The following is a 16,782-nucleotide window of genomic DNA, read 5'->3' on the forward strand; positions in this document are numbered from 1 at the left end:
GATTTAAGGAGACATGCAGTAGCCTATTCGGCGGCGAGCGCCGGATGGTTGATGACCTTGCTGCCGGATCGTCCCTTGGTCTGGTCCGACTCCAGCGTCTTCAGCCGATCTTCCAGGCCTTCGATCGTCTTGCTCTGCTCCTGGACCAGGCCCGTCAGGGTCCCGCGATCGAGCGGCAGGTTCTCCTCGTCCTTCTGGCCGACGAAACGGCCGAAGATGCGGGCGAGCAGCCGCGAGAGGTCGTCCATGATCAGGAAGAACGACGGGACGATCACAAGGCTCAGCACCGTCGAGACGATGATGCCGCCGATCACGGCAATTGCCATCGGGGCGCGGAACGAGCCGCCTTCGCCGACGCCGAGCGCGGAGGGGAGCATGCCCGCCGACATGGCGATCGAGGTCATGATGATCGGGCGGGCGCGCTTGCGCCCGGCCTCGATCATCGCGAGCTGACGGTCCATGCCGTGGTGCATCATCTCGATGCCGAAGTCGACGAGCAGGATCGCGTTCTTGGTGACGATGCCCATCAGCATCAGGATACCGATCAGCACCGGCATCGACAGCGCGTTCTGCGTCAGGATCAGAGCGGCGGCGACGCCGCCGATGGCAAGCGGCAGCGAGAACAGAATGGTGAACGGCTGGATCACGTCCTTGAAGAGCAGGATCAGCACCACCAGCACCAGCATCAGGCCAAGCAGCATGGCATTGCCGAAGCTCTGCTGCATCTCCGCCTGAACCTCGGCGTCGCCGCTTTCGAGGAACTGCACGGATTTGGGCAGTTCGGCCTGACCGGCGATCTGCTTGAAGCGGTCCGAGGCGGTGTTGAGCGCGACGCCGATCGGCAGGTCCGCGCCGAGCGAGACGACGCGGTTGCGGTCGTAGCGTTTGATCGAGCTCGGGCCTTCCGAATAGTTGATGTCGGCAACGCTCGACAGCGGCACGGTGGCACCCGCTGCCGTCGTGATCTTGAGGTTGCGGATCGCCGCGATATCAGTGCGGAAATCGCGGTTGATCTGCACGCGGATCGGGATCAGCCGTCCGTCGAGCGCGATCTTGGTGAGCGCCGCGTCGATATCGCCGATGGTGGCCACGCGGATGACCTCCGAGATCTGCGCCGTGGTGATGCCGAGGCGCGACATCTGTTCGTCACGCGGGCGGATCTGCAGTTCCGGACGGGGGAGCGCCCCATCCGGGCTGACATTGGCGAGCAGCGGATCGCTGCGCAGCTTCGCTTCCAGGATCGCGACGCCCTGGTCGAGATCGGCCTCGTTGTTGGAGAGCAGGTTGAACGCAAGGTCGCGCTGGCCGCGGTCGTTGAGCTTGATGACCCGCACGTCCGGTATGTCGCGAACGCGGGCGAAGATTTCCTTTTCGATCTCCGATTGCGGGACGATGCGGCCGGCGGGGGTCATCTTCGGCAGGTAAGGGCCGATCAGCGGCGCGCGGCCGATGACGTCGTTGACGACCTTGTTCAAGAGCGAATGGTCGAGCTTTTTGAGAAGCACAGTGACGGTGGCGCGGCGCAGTTCCAGATCGCCTTTCGGCGAGGCGCCGCCGAGGACGAAAATGTTGTCGACCCCATCGATACCCTTGATCCGGTTGTAGATCTCCGTCGTGGTCCGGTCGGTGTCCTCGAGCATGGCATCCGGCGGCAGCTCGATCGACAGGCTGACGCGCGAAGCGTCTTCCGGCGGCAGGAAGCTGCCGGGCACATAGAGGATCAGCGCAAAGACGGAGCCGACCGAGAAGGCGATTGCGGCAAGCAGCGTCAGGTAACGCGTGTACCAATGTTTGGTCGTGACCTGCACGAGGCGCGTGTAGTTGCGCATCATGAAGCCGTCTTTGTTGTGGTGGTCGGGGCCCGCGTCCGAAGCACGCATCAGATAGGCGGCCATCACGGGCGTGATCAGGCGGGCGACGAGCAGCGAGAAGAACACTGCGACGGCAACCGTCAGGCCGAACTGGATGAAATACTGGCCAGGAATGCCCGGCATGAAGGACACGGGCACGAAGACCGCAATGATCGTGAAGGTCGTCGCGATAACCGCCAGGCCGATCTCATCCGCCGCCTCGATCGCGGCCCGATAGGGCGACTTGCCCATATGGATGTGCCGCTCGATGTTCTCGATCTCGACGATCGCGTCATCGACGAGGATACCGGTCGCAAGCGTCATCGCCAGGAAGCTGACGAGGTTCAGCGAGAAGCCGAGCAGGTCCATGACCCAGAAGGTCGGGATCGCCGACAGCGGCAGCGCAACGGCCGAGATCAGCGTGGCGCGCCAGTTGCGCAGAAAGAGCATGACGACGATGACGGCGAGCAGCGCGCCTTCCATCAGCGTGTGCAGTGCCGCTTCGTAGTTGCCGTAGGTAAAGTAGACGGAATCGTCGACCATCTCGATGGTGACGTCGGGGTTCGCCGCACGGATCTTGTCGAGCGACTTGGCGACCGTCTCGGCGACGCTGACCTCGCTGGCGCCCTTGGCGCGGAAGACCGCGAAGGTCACGCCGGGATTGCCGTTGAAGCGCGAGAAGGAGCGCGGCTCCTCATAGGTGTCGGTGACCGTGCCGAGATCGGAGAGGCGCACGAAGCGACCGCTCGGCACCGAGATCATCGTATTGGCGAGCTGGTTGACGTTGCGGGTGTCGCCGAGGGTGCGGATCGCCTGCTCGCTGCCGCCGACCTGGCCGCGGCCGGAGCCGAGGTCCATGTTCATGCGGCGAAGCTGGCCGTTGACGTCGGCGGCGGTGATGCCGAGCGAATTCAGCTTGTCGTCGTTGAGTTCGATCCGAACCTCGCGGTCGGCGCCGCCATAGCGGTCGACACGGCCGATGCCCTTCTTGCCCTGGATCTCGCGCTTGATGACGTCATCGACGAACCAGGAGAGCTCTTCCAGCGACATGCCGGGCGCGGAGACGGAGAAGGTCTGGATCGCCTGGCCTTCGACGTCGACCTTGGAGACAATCGGTTCCTCGATCGAGGTGGGGAGATCGCTGCGGATGCGGTCGATTGCGTCCTTGACGTCCTGCACCGCCTGGGTCGTCGGCACTTCCATGCGGAAGATGACCGCGGTCGTCGATGTGCCGTCGTTGATCGTCGACTCGATGTGGTCGACGCCGGTGACGCTCGCGACCGCGTCCTCGATTTCCTTGGTGACCTGCGTTTCGAGCTCGGCCGGTGATGCGCCGCTCTGCGTCACGTTGATCGAGACGATCGGCACGTCGATATTGGGGAAGCGGGTGATCGGCAGCGATTCGAAGGACTGATAGCCGAGCACCATCAGAACGACGAAGGCAAGGATCGGCGCGATCGGATTGCGTATGGACCAGGCTGAGAAGTTCATGGTCACGGTTCCTGTCAGTTGGTCGCTGATGCAGCGGACTTGACGGGGTTGATGTGGTCGCCGTCGCGGACATAGGCTCCGGCCCTCGCCACCACTTCTTCGCCGGCCTTCAGGCCTTCGAGGACTTCGATGAACTTGCCGTCGGAAATCCCTGTCTTGACCGGCAGGATGCGGATGACGCCGTTTTCGACCTTGCGGACGATCGTGCGGCCGTTCTCATTGGTAACGGCCGTTTGCGGCAGGACCACTGCCTGCTTCTGTTCGGCGGTGATCAGAGCGCTCGCATACATGCCGGCGCGTGCCTTCTCGGTGGCCGTCAGGCTGATGAAGACGGTTCCAAGGCGGCTGACGGGATCGACGGTCGGCGCGATCAGGCGGATCGTGCCCTCGACCTTGGTGTTGCCGCCGGCGAGCGTCACGGTTGCCGGCTGGCCGACAGCGAGCTTGATGATATCGGCTTCGGCGACGTCGGCCTTCATCTCGATCGCGCCATCGCGGATCATGGCGAAGAGTGGCTCGCTATTGCCGGTGGCGATCGCGCCGACCTTGGCGTTCTTGGCGGAGATCACGCCGGCGACAGGCGCCTTGACCTCGGTACGGGCGAGGCGAAGGTCGATGTCGTCGATCTGGGCTTCGGCCACCTTGATGTCGGCATTGGCAACGGCGACGGCCTGCTCGGCGGAGAGGACGCGTGCGTGGGTCGCGATCGCGAGCGCCCGCACCCGGTCCGCCTCGGCCGTCGAAACGGTGCCGTTCTTGGAGAGTTCGGCGGCGCGGTCGCTGACCCGCTTGGCCTCATCGGCGTTCGCCCTGGTTTCGCTGAGTTGTGCGTTCAACTGAGCAAGCCCGGCTTCCGCCTTGGCAAGCGACGCTTCGAGTTCGCTCTTCTGCAGGCGAAGCGCGTCGTCGTTCAGGACCACGAGCACGCTGCCGGCTTCCACCTCGTCGCCGACATCGACATTGAGTGTGCGGATGGAGAGGCCGTCGACCATCGGGGCGACATAGACCTGCTCGACGGCCTGGATGGTGCCGGTCGCAACGACGCGGTCGCTGATCGACTGGTCGACCGCCGAGGTGACGACGATGGACGGGAGGCTTTGTGTCGGCTTCGCTTCTATCGCGTCCTCCGCTCCGGCAACGGAAAGCGAACCAAAGGTCATCGCAGCGCACAGGCTGAGAATAGGCAGTACTTTTTGAGCCATCGGCTTCATAGTCCCGGCAATGAAAACAACTTTGAGCGGATCACAGCTCGAGGCAGGATCCACGGGCAATCAGGCGATTTTATCACGCGGACATCGCGCCCCGGCTGATCGCGCGGGGACAGGAGACTGCGCTTTTCCTCATTTCGCGCTCCGCGTGTACGGTATCAGACCGTAGACGCCGGCGGAACTGGGACCGGTTACCGCAGGCAATGCATCGGGAAAAGTACGTCCTCCGCCATGCCTGCCTCCAACAAACATCGGGGCCTATGTAATCTCGGCTCTTGACGCTTACAAGAGCGCACGAAGCGATGGTGCCTCAATATTCAAGCTGTTCTGCGGTTATGGTTGCGATCTTGACACGATCTTGACAATAGCAAGCAAGGGTAGCGCCGTTGTCAGCCGGGTTACCACCCCCACGCCCGGTATCTGGCGGCAACATGGCGGATGCGAACGGCCGCCCGCTGCATGTTTCCTTAAATCCTGACCGATCTGAGGATAAGAACATGCAGCAGCGACCTTCGTGCGTCTGGGAAGACGCGCGGCGCTGCAGAAACGGAAGAGGGCCGCACGATCGTGCGACCCTCTTCTGACCTTTTGGCGATCGCCTATTTCAGTGCGGCATCGGTGATCTCATGCGTCCAGGCGCCTTCCGGCTCCTTGGAGATCACGGGATCGGAACCGCCGGCAAGCAGCGACTGCACCGTGCGCTTGTAGTCGGCCTCGTCGAGCGCGCCGCTGGAGCCCGATGTCAGTTTCGCCACTTCGCCCATCATGCGCTTCTGGTGCTTTTCCGTCTGCGCGCCGGTGGAGTCGTTTTCGAGAACGATATCCGCAGCTTCGTCCGGGTTCTCCTCGGCGTACTTCCAGCCCTTCATCGAGGCGCGCACGAACTTGACCATCTTCTCCTTGAAGGCGGCGTCCTTGAGCTTGTCTTCGAGCACATAGAGGCCGTCTTCGAGCGTTGCCACGCCCTGGTCTTCATATTTGAAGGTGACCAGGTCCTCCGGCTTGATGCCGGCATCGATGACCTGCCAATATTCGTTATAGGTCATGGTCGAGATGCAGGCGGCCTGCTTCTGGATCAACGGATCGACGTTGAAGCCCTGCTTCAGGACGGTGACGCCGTTCGGGCCGCCATCGGTCGGGATCTTCAGCTGCGACATCCAGGAGAGGAACGGGTATTCGTTGCCGAAGAACCAGACGCCGAGTGTCTGGCCCTTGAACTTGTCAGGGCTGGTGACGCCGGTTTCCTTGAGGCAGGTGAGCATCATGCCCGATTTCTTGAAGGGTTGGGCGATGTTGACGAGCGGCACGCCCTTTTCGCGGGTGGCAAGGGCTGAGGGCATCCAGTCGACGATCACATCGGCGCCGCCGCCGGCGATCACCTGTGCGGGTGCGATATCAGGACCGCCGGGCTTGATCTCGACGTCAAGGCCCTCCTCTTCGTAGAAGCCCTTGTCCTTGGCGACGTAGTAGCCGGCGAACTGCGCCTGGGTCACCCACTTCAGCTGCAGCGTCACCTTGTCAGCGGCTTCGGCCTGGAACGCTGCAAGCGAAAAGACGCCTGCGGCGAGAAGCGATGCAAGTCTTTTGTTCATGTCAGTTCCCTCTTGTTTTTGCTTCATTTTCTTTCAACTGCGCAATTCCGGACGGAAAACCGTTTCACACTTTTCCTGGAACTGCTCAGGCAGTATGCGTCAGGCGCGCCCTCCGCGGATGGAAGGATGCCAGAAGGTGACGGCACGCTCGATGAGCGCGACCACCCCGTAGAAGGCGGAGCCGGCGACGGCCGCAACGGCGATCTCGGCCCAGACCATGTCGACATTCATGCGTCCCACTTCCGTGGAAATCCGGAACCCCATGCCGACGATGGGGGTCCCGAAGAACTCGGCGACGATGGCGCCGATCAGCGCCAGCGTCGAATTGATCTTCAGCGCGTTGAAGATGAACGGCCAGGCGGCCGGCAGGCGCAGCTTGACGAGCGTCTGCCACCAGGACGCCGCATAGGTGCGCATCAGGTCGCGCTCCATGTGGCTGGCGGCGGCAAGGCCGGCAACGGTGTTCACCAGCATCGGGAAGAAGGTCATGATGACGACGACCGCGACCTTCGATTGCCAGTCGAAGCCGAACCACATGACCATGATCGGCGCCACGCCGATGACGGGGAGGGCGGAGACGAAGTTGCCGAGCGGCAGCAGGCCCTTCTGCAGGAAGGGCGAGCGGTCGATGAGGATCGCGACGGCGAAGCCGAGGCCGCAGCCGAGCGCGTAGCCTGACAGCACGGCCTTCAGGAAGGTCTGGCGGAAATCGGCACCGAGCGTCGGCAGCGAGTTGATCAGCTTGTGCCAGATCATCGAGGGCGCCGGCAGCAGCACCGATGGCACGGAGAAGCCGCGCACGATGCCTTCCCAGAGGACAAGGATGGTGACGCCGAAGATCAGCGGCACGGCAAAGCGCGCAGCACTCTTGGCGGCTTCGCTCTGGAAGGTTTGGCGCACCAGCCATTCGTTGAAAGCCCAGGCGGTGAGCCAGAAGATGATCGCGGCCGCAAGGATGGGAAGGTTCATGGCTTGGCTCCCATGCGCTTAAGGACGGCCGTGTGGGCGAAGCCGACGATCATGACGAGGACTGCGGCGAGTGCTGCCGCCATGAACAGCGCCGCCCAGATCTGCACCGTCTGTCCGTAATAGGAGCCGGCGAGCAGGCGGGCGCCGAGGCCGGCGACGGCGCCGGTCGGCAGTTCGCCAACGATGGCGCCGACCAGCGAGATGGCGACGGCAACCTTCAGCGAGGTGAAGAGATAGGGCATCGACGACGGCCAGCGGAGCTTCCAGAAGGTCTGCGCCGAGGAGGCGTTGTAGGTGTGCATCAGGTCGAGCTGGATCGTCTCCGGGCTCCTTAGCCCCTTCACCATGCCGACGACCACAGGGAAGAAGGAGAGGTAGGTGGAGATCAGCGCCTTCGGCAGCAGGCCGGAAATGCCGACGGCATTGAGCACGACGATGATCATCGGCGCGATGGCGAGGATCGGGATCGTCTGGCTGGCGATCACCCAGGGCATCAGCGAACGGTCCATCGCGCGGTTGTGCACGATCCCGACGGCGAGCAGGATGCCGAGAGCCGCGCCGATGCCGAAGCCGAGCAGGGTCGCCGAAAGCGTGATCCAGGCGTGGTAGATGAGGCTGCGTTTCGAGGTGATCGCCTTGTTGACAGTCGTATTCCAGATCTCGGCGATCACCTGGTGCGGCGCCGGCAGCACCGGGCGTTCCTGCGCCATGGTGTTGCGCACGATCTCGGAGAAGGTGATCTCGGTGCCGGCGCGTGCAGCCGTGTCACGCTCGAAGGGCGCGTTCAGGAACACGGCGGCGACGTACCAGAGTGCGATCAGCAGCACGATGACGGTGCCAACCGGCAGCAGTTTGTCCCTGAGGAAGCTTGGTTCCTGCATCGTCACGCCTTTCCGCTTGCCGGGATCATCATCAGGCCCATCGCGGCGATGCCGAGAGCGACACCGGCCGCCTGTGTGAGGCTCAGCCTTTCACCGAAGACGGCAAAAGCGATGATGTTGACGAGCACGAGTTGCACCACGGCCGAGAGCGAGATCGCAAGGCCAAGGCCGCCATCGCGCATCAGCTTCACCATGATGATGTTGCCGATCATGTAGAGCCCGAGCGCAAGGCCGAGCATGCCGAGATGGTCGTTCGAGACATAGGCGCGAGAGGCCGTCGCGCCCCCGAGGAAGATCGTCGTTGCGAACAGCAGCCAGAGGCCATAGGCGAGGTTCATGCCTGCATCTCCCGGGCTCGCCAGCGATAGAGGATATCCGGCAGTTGCTCTTCGTTGTCGCCATCGGTGCGGCTGACCGCCTGAAAACCCTGGCGCTCGTAGAAGCGCTGGGCTTCACGATTATGTTCGAAGGTCCAGAGACTGAGCTCGTCAGGAGACAGTGCCTTCGCGGCCTCGATCAGTCGGGTGCCAATGCCTGAGCCCCGATCCGATGCATCGATATAGAGCGCGGTGACGTGGTTGTCGGCGGCGAGCGAAAGGAAGCCGGCAATGGTGCCGTCATTTTCCGCCAGCAGCACCGTGCGTTCGGCAAAGACCGTATCGGCGTAGAACCGCTCGACGTCGGCATGATCGTGCACGCGCGGCATCCACGGCGTTGCGTCGATCCAGCGGTTGAGGATGCCGGCGCAGGCGGTCATGTCGCCCCGCTCGGCCCGGCGGATCTCGACGCTATTCGTCATAGCTGTGTCCTGCGCGCAGGCCCTCGCGAACGCGGTGGGCGATTTCCAGAAACTCCGGCGTTTCGCGGATGCCGAGCGGCCGTTCGCGCGGCAGCGGCGACTCGATCACGTCGGTCACCCGACCGGGGCGCGGGCTCATCACCACGATCTTGGTGGAGAGATAGACCGCTTCCGGGATCGAATGGGTGACGAAACAGATCGTCTTGTTGGTGCGGGCCCAGAGCTTCAGCAACTGTTCGTTCAGGTGGTCGCGCACGATCTCGTCCAGCGCGCCGAAGGGCTCGTCCATCAACAGGAGATCGGCGTCGAAGGCGAGCGCTCGGGCGATCGATGCGCGCTGCTGCATGCCGCCGGAGAGCTGCCAGGGATATTTCTTGCCGAAGCCCGAGAGATTGACGAGTTCGAGCGTGCGCTCGATGCGCGCTTTCTTCTCTTCCTTGGAATAGCCCATGATCTCCAGCGGCAGGGCGATGTTGTTCTCGATCGTGCGCCAGGGATAGAGCGCTGCCGCCTGGAACACGTAGCCATAGGCGCGTTGCTTGCGTGCTTCTTCCGGTGTCATGCCGTTGACGCTGATCCTGCCGGAGGTCGCCTTTTCGAGATCGGCGATGACCCTGAGGAACGTCGTCTTGCCGCAGCCGGACGGGCCGATGAAGGAAACGAAATCGCCCTTGGCAACGTCCAGGTTGACGCCGGTCAGCGCATTGACCGGCCCGTCGGCGGTTTCGAAAGTCAGGCAGAGGTCCCGGGCCGAAACCACGGATGCGGTGTTGGACGTCATCGGCAAATACTCATTCTGGCTGGTCTGTGTCAGACTGCTATCCGGACCGGCAACATGCAATCGCGGATTTGGGTGCGAAGCCGTTTGTTGCTGGTTTTTCAGGGAATTCTGGAGAACGTTCATGTCTCGATCATCCAATCCGGGCTGTCGCGTGGTTCGTCCTGAAGGCATCACGGCCGGCCAGCAGGGGCTCAACTATTTTGAGGGCGGCCGAGACCGTCGGTGCGATCGGGCTCTGCATGCATATCGTCACGATCCCGCCCGGCGCGCGGGCCAAGGCGCACCTGCATGAGAGCCACGAGACGGCGATCTACGTGCTTTCGGGCGAGGCCTGGACCTGGTTCGGCGAGCGGCTGGAGGAATCCGTCGTCGCGCGCGCCGGCGACATGGTCTACATCCCCGCCGGCATGCCGCATCTGCCGGAGAACCGATCGAGCGAAGCCTGCACGGCGGTCATTGCGCGCACGGACCCGAACCAGCGGGAAAGCCTCGTGCTGCTGCCCGAGCTGGACGCGCTCGTGCCCGCCTGACGCAACCCGCGCCGAAGCGCCCCACCGGCCTGGCGGGACATGTCCGGTGGGACAGAGCGGCGCGAAGAAGTGCAGGCCGCGAAACATGAGGCCTCAGACGCCGGTGGCCGGAATGCCGGTGCGCTGGACGGCGCGGGGCGCGGTGACTTCCTTCCAGGTGGAAAGGGCGGAGCTGACCGCCGGGAAGGGATCGCGGCGGACGAATTCGCCGTGGCCTTCGCGGGTCTTGATCGTGCCTTCCTCGATCGCGACGACGCCGCGGGTCAGCGTGTAGCGTGGCAGGCCCTTCACCTCCTTGCCCTCGAAGACGTTGTAATCGATCGCCGATTGCTGGCTCTTGGCGGAGATCGTCTTCGAGCGGTTCGGATCCCAAACAACGAGGTCGGCATCGGCGCCGACGAGGATCGCGCCCTTCTTCGGGTAGATGTTGAGGATCTTGGCAATGTTGGTCGAGGTGACCGCCACGAACTCGTTCATGGTGATGCGGCCGGTATTGACGCCATGGGTCCAGAGCATCGGCATGCGGTCTTCGAGGCCGCCGGTGCCGTTCGGGATCTTGGTAAAGTCGCCGACGCCGAAGCGCTTCTGCTCGGATGTGAAGGCGCAATGGTCGGTCGCCACCACCTGCAGCGAGCCCGAGGCAAGGCCGGCCCAGAGACTGTCCTGGTGCAGCTTGTTGCGGAAGGGCGGCGACATCACGCGGCGGGCCGCATGGTCCCAGTCCTTGTTGAAGTATTCGCTTTCGTCGAGCGTCAGGTGCTGGATCAGCGGCTCGCCGAAGACGCGCATGCCCTTGGCGCGGGCACGGCGGATCGCTTCATGCGCCTGCTCGCAGGAGGTATGCACGATGTAGACGGGGCAGCCCGCCATGTCGGCGATCATGATCGCGCGGTTGGTCGCTTCGCCCTCGACTTCGGCCGGCCGCGAATAGGCATGCGCTTCCGGCCCATTGTTGCCTTCGGCCAGCAGCTTCGCCTGGAGCTGGGCAACGACGTCGCCGTTTTCGGCATGCACGAGCGGCAGCGCGCCGAGTGCTGCGCAGCGCTGGAAGGACGAGAACATCTCGTCGTCATCGACCATCAGCGCGCCCTTGTAGGCCATGAAGTGCTTGAAGGTGTTAATGCCCTTGTCCTTGACGATGGTCTCCATCTCGTTGAAGACCTGCTCGCTCCACCAGGTGATCGCCATGTGGAAGGAATAGTCGCAATTGGCGCGGGTGGACTTGTTGTCCCACATGGTAAGCGCTTCGAGCAGCGACTGGTTGGGCGAGGGGAGCGCGAAATCAACCACCATGGTCGTGCCGCCGGCGAGGGCCGCGCGCGTGCCGCTTTCGAAATCGTCGGAGGAGTAGGTGCCCATGAAGGGCATTTCGAGGTGCGTGTGCGGGTCGATGCCGCCGGGCATGACATAGCAGCCGCTCGCATCCAGCGTTTCGTCACCCGAGAGGTTCGGCCCGATCTCGACGACCCTGCCGCCCTCGACCTTGACGTCGGCCTTGTAGGTCAGGTCGGCCGTGACGATGGTTCCACCCTTGATGACAGTGCTCATGGTTCTTGATCCCCGCGATTGCGCTTCCGGCGCCTACAGCGCCGCCACGAAAAGGGCGGAACTTTCGTCCCGCCCGCAAACTCACTCGACGATTTCGGCCGTTTCGACGACGGCGTGGAAGAGGACGTCAGCGCCGGCGCTGGCCCACTCCCTGGAGATGTCCTCCGCCTCGTTGTGGCTCAAGCCTCCGACGCAGGGGCACATGATCATCGTCGTCGGCGCCACCTTGGCGGCCCAGCAGGCATCGTGGCCGGCGCCCGAGATGATGTCCATATGGCTATAGCCGAGATGTTCGGCGGCGTTGCGCACGGCGCTCACCAGCTTCGGATCGAAGGTTACCGGCTCGAAATGGCCGATCGCCTCGATGGAACAGCCGACACCGAGCGGTTCGGTGATCTTTGGCGCTTCGGCCTCGATCTTGGCTCGCATGCGGTCGAGCTTGGCCTTGTCGGGCGAACGGATATCGACGGTGAAGACCACCTTGCCCGGCAGCACGTTGCGGGAATTGGGAGAGAAGATCACCTGGCCGACACCGCCGACGGCGCCCGGTTGGTTCTCCATGGCGACGCCCTGGACCATTTCCATGATGCGGGCCATGGCAAGGCCGGCATTGACGCGCATGTTCATCGGGGTGGAGCCGGTATGGGCCTCGCGGCCGGTCAGCGTGAATTCCAGCCACCACAGGCCCTGACAGTGGGTGACGACGCCGATATCCTTGCCCTCGGCCTCGAGAATCGGGCCCTGTTCGATGTGGTATTCGAAATAGGCGTGCATCCTGCGGGCGCCGACCTCCTCATCGCCGACCCAGCCGATGCGCTTCAATTCCTCGCCGAAGGTTTTTCCCTCCGGATCCTTGCGGCCGTAGGCGAACTCCTGGGTGTGGACGCCGGCAAAGACGCCGGAGGCAAGCATCGCCGGCGCGAAGCGCGCGCCTTCCTCGTTCGTCCAATTGGTGACGACGACCGGGTGCTTGGTCTTGATGCCGAGGTCGTTCATCGAGCGTACGACTTCGAGGCCGGAAAGCACGCCGAGCACGCCGTCGAACTTGCCGCCGGTCGGCTGCGTGTCGAGATGCGAACCGACATAGACGGGGAGCGCTTCCGGGTCGGTGCCGGGCCGGGTGAAGAACATGTTGCCCATGCTGTCGACGCCCATGGAGAGGCCAGCCTTCTCGCACCAGGACTCGAACAGCCGGCGACCTTCGGCGTCCGCGTCGGTCAGCGTCTGGCGGTTGTTGCCGCCGGCGACACCAGGGCCGATCTTGGCCATTTCCATAAGTGAATCCCACAGGCGGTCGGCATTGACGCGCATGTTCTCGCCAGGTGCAGCCACGGCGCTCTCCTCATCTTTTTCAGGACAACGCCCTAGGTGGCGTGCCCTCCTGTTCCCGTGGTCAAATCCAGGCTTGGTTTTTTCTGGTGCCCTTCGATCAGCCGTTGCCTTTGGCGGCGAACTGGCTGATAATTTGACCGGTTGGTAAACATTACAACTTCCGTTGCGGCACTCAAGCCGGAAAAACAAAAAAACGAAGTTGTTGCCCAAGAAGATGGCGGGGCCAGAAATTGGGCAGACCGGTTCCTGCGTGACGAATGCGCGGGTATCGCCAGGGGGACAGATGGTATTACCGAGAGCGGCGAAGACCCAGAGGCGGACACGCATCCAGGAGGAGAAGGAAGAGCGCATCCTGGAAGCCGCGCTCGAAGTCTTCTCGGCCAACGGTTTCCGCGGCGCGACGGTCGACCAGATCGCCGAAGTGGCGGGCATGTCGAAGCCGAACCTGCTCTATTATTTCCGCACCAAGGAAGCGATGCACCGGGCCCTGATCGACCGGGTGCTCGATACCTGGCTCGACCCCTTGCGCGAGTTCAATGCCGAGGGAAATCCGGTCGCCGAAATCCGCAGCTACATCCGGCGCAAGCTCGAAATGGCGCGCGACTATCCGCGTGAAAGCCGGCTCTTCGCCAACGAGGTGCTGCAGGGCGCACCGCATATCGAGGACGAACTCAAGGGGCCGCTGAAGGCGCTGGTCGACGAGAAGGCGGAGGTGATCCGCGCCTGGGCCAAGGCCGGCAAGATCGCCAAATGCGATCCCTACCACCTGATCTTCGCGATCTGGTCCACCACCCAGCATTATGCCGACTTCGACGTGCAGGTGCGCGCCGTGCTCGGCCAGGGCAACGCTGGCGAGGGACGGTTCGAAGATGCGGCCCGCTTTCTCGAACGGTTGTTCGTCGACGGGCTACAGGTGAGCGAGCAGCCGGCGGCCTGAGCCGCTTTCTTATTTTCAATCGGGCAGCAGCGCCATCAACAGCAGGCCGCAGGCGGTGGTGAGTGCGCCGGCGAGAACCGGCAGGCTGGTCCAGCCGTGGCCGAGCAGTCCTTCGAGCAGAATGATGAAGCTCGGCGTCAGATAGCCGTAGCCGAGCACTTTGGACGCCGGCAGCCGCATCGAGGCGTATTGCAGGAGCAGGAAGGTGATCGCGGTGGTGACCACCGCGAGATAGAGGACGGCGATCCAGACGACCGCAGGCAGGCTTGCAAAGTCCGTGGTGACGAGGCCGACGCCGCCGGGAACCAGCAGCCAGGGCACGGTGAACACCGCAACCCAGAAACCGAAGGCGAAGGGGCTCTCCTCGCGGCCGAACTTGCGGATCAGCGGCACATAGACCGCGTGGCACACGACGCCGACGAAGAAGATCAGCTCGCCCCGGCCGACATCGAAGGCAAGGATCGCCTGGATATTGGCGCGGAAGATCACCCAGACGGCGCCGAGTGCCGCAATGATGAGGCCGGCAAGCACGCCCGGACGCGTGCGCTGGCCAAGGAGCAGGTAGGCGAAGCCGGCGCTCAGCAACGGCATCAGCGTGAAGACCGCGCCTGTCGAAACCGGATTGGTGAACTCCAGCGCCTTGAACATCGTCAGCATGTAGACGGCGATCAGGCCGCCGAGGATGAGGAAGCGCCACCACTGTTTCGGGAAATGGAAAGGCACCCGCGCATAGCCGAAGGTCATCATCCCCAGCACGACGACGGTGAGCAGGTAGCGCCAGAGCGTCAGCGGGCCGGCGCCCATGTGCTGGGTCGCAAGGCCGCCGAAGGAAAAGGAACCGGCAATCAGAATGGCGAAGGTCAGCATCGCCAGATGTGCCCGGAGCTTCTCGATGCCTTTCGCGTGAACCTGATGAGCCGTTTTCGGGGACACGTCCTGCTTCATTCGAGCTTCCGGGAGGTGTGAGGGCGGGGATCCCAACCTAAGCGTTCGATGGCGCTGGTTGCAAGGCCGCGGAGATGCGAACGGCGTCCGCGACGATCCAGGTTTCGAGCGTCGCCTGGCGGCCGCGCAGGCTGATGTCCAGCCGTTCGTGTCCTTCGATCACGAGACCCGCGCGGTTGACGAGTTCGGCGGAAACGGCGAGTTGCGCGTCGTGCTCCTTGGCGAGGCCCTCGAGCCGGCTGGCGGTGTTGATCGTATCGCCGACGGCGGTCAGCGAGGTTGCCTGGCCGTAGCCGATCTCGCCAATGATGGCGGGGCCGGCATGCAGCCCCATGGCGATGCGCAGCGGCTCGTCGAGTTCGCCGCGGAAGGTCTGGTTGAGCGTCTCGATACCCCTGGATATCCGCACGGCGGCAGCGAGCGACTGCCGGCAGGCCTCGGTGTAGGAACTCTTGAGGCCGAAGATCGCAAGCGCGCCGTCGCCGATGAACTTGTCGACCACCCCGCCGGAATCCTCGATCGCTTCGCCGACCATCTCGAAGTAGCGGTTGAGCAGGAACACGGTGTCGAAGGGCAGCTTGTGTTCGGCAATGCTGGTGAAGCCGCGCAGATCGCAGAACAGCACGGCAATCCGCCGCTCCCGACCTTCGCCGCCCTCGCGCCCGAGCTGCTTCTTGATGCCGAGACTGTCGCTGTCGAGGATCGGCACGACGGTCACGTTGTGCACAGGGCGGAACTGGCAGGCGAGACGGACATTGTCGGGCGCGCCGATCCGGGTCAGCGTCGCAAGCTCGGCGTCCTCAGGGGCAGGCTGGTCTTCCAATCCCTGGATGACGCGCACGCGGCAGGTCGAGCAACGCCCCCGGCCGCCGCAGACCGAGACGTGTGGAATACCTGCGGCGCGGCTCGCTTCGAGCACGCTGAAACCGAGATTGACGGTTGCGACCCGGCCATCGGGATAGCGGACGCGAATGCGGCCGCCCTTCGGCATGGCGCGCAACAGGAAGGTGCCGCCGATCAGCCCGCTGAAGCCGAGATAGAGACCGAGGCGGATATCCTCGAGAAGCGTGAGATCGACTGCCGGCCTCGTGTAGGCCCTGTCGCCGTAGCCGCCATGTTCGGCATAATCGCTCTCGATCGATCGGGCGCCGCTGACGAAGCCGAGCAGCGCGAAGATCGGCACGAGGATTGCGACCGTGTAGAGCAGGATTTCATAGCGCGGGAACCAGGTCCGGCCGCGCATCCAGAACCAGGCGCCGAGGCAGCCATGGCCCCAGACGAGCAGCAGGGCGACCGATTGTCTGGTGGCATTGACCGAGTTCGACCAGAGCAACCGCAGCATGTTCGGATAATCGGCATCGACACCGGTCAGCAGTGGTTCGACGCGCGCGGCGCTGACGTGGCCTATCAGCAGGAAGGGCAGGCAGAGACCGAAGACGATCTTCAGCGCTTCGCGCGCGGGCATCCTCAGCGTCTGGCGGCGATAGATGCTTTCGAGCGCCATGGCGAAATGCAGAAGCAGGGCGCCATAGAGCAGCACCGTGCCGGGCACGCTGTGCCAGATCAGGTTGAAACCCTTGCGCGCGGTCTCCATCGCCTCGATGGAGATCAGGCCGAGCGAATGATTGAAGAAGTGCGCCACCACGAACGAACCGAGTATGGCCCCGGAGACGAGGTGCATTCGCTTGCGTCGGTTGGCCGAAATGATCGTCAAACAGCAGGTCCGGCTCTGCCGGAGCGTCGTCCGGCCGCAGTGTCAAAACCGTCGGAACATGCGCAGCGGTCCCTGATCGAACGCATCGCGCACTCCGGATGATTTCTCCCTTATTATCCAGATCGTGCGGGCCGACAACTTACCATTTTTACACAATCTGTTTCGTTTTCGTGTCCTGTTCGTTATCGGCGGAGAACGCTATTCA

13 protein-coding genes and 1 pseudogene are annotated in these 16,782 nt (G+C 63.5%); 2 read left to right on the forward strand and 12 right to left on the reverse strand.

Translation table 11 applies throughout. The features are described from left to right. Window positions 1-23: 23 nt before the first annotated feature. From AC0C6X_RS18450 to AC0C6X_RS18485, 8 genes are all read right to left on the reverse strand, one after another. On the reverse strand, window positions 24-3,341 hold the full coding sequence (locus AC0C6X_RS18450; RefSeq protein ID WP_173517590.1) for an efflux RND transporter permease subunit: 3,318 nt from the start codon (window positions 3,339-3,341) through the stop codon (window positions 24-26). Window positions 3,342-3,355: 14 nt separating this feature from the next. Continuing rightward, window positions 3,356-4,543 (reverse strand): efflux RND transporter periplasmic adaptor subunit, encoded by a 1,188-nt coding sequence (locus tag AC0C6X_RS18455; protein WP_173517589.1) that lies wholly within the window; start codon window positions 4,541-4,543, stop codon window positions 3,356-3,358. A 605-nt stretch (window positions 4,544-5,148) separates the two neighbouring features. Further along, window positions 5,149-6,141, reverse strand: a complete 993-nt coding sequence (locus AC0C6X_RS18460) for an ABC transporter substrate-binding protein (RefSeq protein WP_173517588.1) — start codon at window positions 6,139-6,141, stop codon at window positions 5,149-5,151. A 99-nt stretch (window positions 6,142-6,240) separates the two neighbouring features. Continuing rightward, entirely contained in the window at window positions 6,241-7,110 is an 870-nt protein-coding gene (locus AC0C6X_RS18465) for an ABC transporter permease (protein WP_173517587.1), read from the reverse strand. Then, a complete protein-coding gene (locus tag AC0C6X_RS18470) occupies window positions 7,107-7,991 on the reverse strand; it encodes an ABC transporter permease (RefSeq protein ID WP_173517586.1) in 885 nt (294 codons plus the stop codon). Before AC0C6X_RS18470 ends, AC0C6X_RS18465 begins: the two co-directional genes overlap by 4 nt. A gap of 2 nt (window positions 7,992-7,993) precedes the next feature. Then, on the reverse strand, window positions 7,994-8,329 hold the full coding sequence (locus tag AC0C6X_RS18475; RefSeq protein ID WP_173517585.1) for a hypothetical protein: 336 nt from the start codon (window positions 8,327-8,329) through the stop codon (window positions 7,994-7,996). Further along, entirely contained in the window at window positions 8,326-8,790 is a 465-nt protein-coding gene (locus AC0C6X_RS18480) for a GNAT family N-acetyltransferase (RefSeq protein ID WP_472954523.1), read from the reverse strand. The genes AC0C6X_RS18475 and AC0C6X_RS18480 overlap by 4 nt, the downstream gene beginning before the upstream one ends. Further along, entirely contained in the window at window positions 8,780-9,571 is a 792-nt protein-coding gene (locus AC0C6X_RS18485; protein WP_173517583.1) for an ABC transporter ATP-binding protein, read from the reverse strand. The genes AC0C6X_RS18480 and AC0C6X_RS18485 overlap by 11 nt, the downstream gene beginning before the upstream one ends. A 121-nt stretch (window positions 9,572-9,692) precedes the next feature. Between AC0C6X_RS18485 and AC0C6X_RS18490 the strand changes: the two are divergent. Continuing rightward, window positions 9,693-10,101, forward strand: a pseudogene (locus tag AC0C6X_RS18490) (cupin domain-containing protein). 93 nt (window positions 10,102-10,194) lie between these two features. Here the strand turns inward: AC0C6X_RS18490 and hydA are convergent. Beyond that, complete coding sequence (gene hydA, locus AC0C6X_RS18495) at window positions 10,195-11,649, reverse strand: dihydropyrimidinase (protein ID WP_173517581.1); 1,455 nt, start codon at window positions 11,647-11,649, stop codon at window positions 10,195-10,197. An 81-nt stretch (window positions 11,650-11,730) separates the two neighbouring features. Further along, complete coding sequence (locus tag AC0C6X_RS18500; RefSeq protein WP_173517580.1) at window positions 11,731-12,981, reverse strand: Zn-dependent hydrolase; 1,251 nt, start codon at window positions 12,979-12,981, stop codon at window positions 11,731-11,733. 283 nt (window positions 12,982-13,264) lie between these two features. Between AC0C6X_RS18500 and rutR the strand changes: the two genes are divergently transcribed. Then, a complete protein-coding gene (rutR, locus tag AC0C6X_RS18505) occupies window positions 13,265-13,918 on the forward strand; it encodes an HTH-type transcriptional regulator RutR (protein WP_173517579.1) in 654 nt (217 codons plus the stop codon). Between the two features lie 15 nt (window positions 13,919-13,933). Here rutR and AC0C6X_RS18510 read toward each other — a convergent pair whose 3' ends face one another. Together AC0C6X_RS18510 and AC0C6X_RS18515 are read right to left on the reverse strand one after the other, a co-directional pair. Then, the gene (locus AC0C6X_RS18510) at window positions 13,934-14,863 is read right to left on the reverse strand and encodes a DMT family transporter (RefSeq protein ID WP_472954526.1); all 930 of its coding nucleotides are present in this window, start codon (window positions 14,861-14,863) and stop codon (window positions 13,934-13,936) included. 37 nt (window positions 14,864-14,900) lie between these two features. Then, window positions 14,901-16,577, reverse strand: coding sequence for an adenylate/guanylate cyclase domain-containing protein (locus tag AC0C6X_RS18515; protein ID WP_472954528.1), 1,677 nt, complete (start codon window positions 16,575-16,577; stop codon window positions 14,901-14,903). Window positions 16,578-16,782 lie beyond the last annotated feature (205 nt).

The sequence above is a fragment of the Ensifer sp. VA4 genome, assembly GCF_055710065.1.

Excerpts from the sequence above, each read along its gene's own strand:
- AC0C6X_RS18480 (WP_472954523.1), bottom strand. The coding sequence starts at position 8,790 with ATGACGAATAGCGTCGAGATCCGCCGGGCCGAGCGGGGCGACATGACC.
- AC0C6X_RS18475 (WP_173517585.1), bottom strand. The coding sequence starts at position 8,329 with ATGAACCTCGCCTATGGCCTCTGGCTGCTGTTCGCAACGACGATCTTC.
- AC0C6X_RS18465 (WP_173517587.1), bottom strand. The coding sequence starts at position 7,110 with ATGAACCTTCCCATCCTTGCGGCCGCGATCATCTTCTGGCTCACCGCC.
- AC0C6X_RS18510 (WP_472954526.1), bottom strand. The coding sequence starts at position 14,863 with ATGAAGCAGGACGTGTCCCCGAAAACGGCTCATCAGGTTCACGCGAAA.
- AC0C6X_RS18460 (WP_173517588.1), bottom strand. The coding sequence starts at position 6,141 with ATGAACAAAAGACTTGCATCGCTTCTCGCCGCAGGCGTCTTTTCGCTT.
- AC0C6X_RS18450 (WP_173517590.1), bottom strand. The coding sequence starts at position 3,341 with ATGAACTTCTCAGCCTGGTCCATACGCAATCCGATCGCGCCGATCCTT.
- rutR (WP_173517579.1), top strand. The coding sequence starts at position 13,265 with ATGGTATTACCGAGAGCGGCGAAGACCCAGAGGCGGACACGCATCCAG.
- AC0C6X_RS18455 (WP_173517589.1), bottom strand. The coding sequence starts at position 4,543 with ATGGCTCAAAAAGTACTGCCTATTCTCAGCCTGTGCGCTGCGATGACC.
- AC0C6X_RS18485 (WP_173517583.1), bottom strand. The coding sequence starts at position 9,571 with ATGACGTCCAACACCGCATCCGTGGTTTCGGCCCGGGACCTCTGCCTG.
- hydA (WP_173517581.1), bottom strand. The coding sequence starts at position 11,649 with ATGAGCACTGTCATCAAGGGTGGAACCATCGTCACGGCCGACCTGACC.
- AC0C6X_RS18470 (WP_173517586.1), bottom strand. The coding sequence starts at position 7,991 with ATGCAGGAACCAAGCTTCCTCAGGGACAAACTGCTGCCGGTTGGCACC.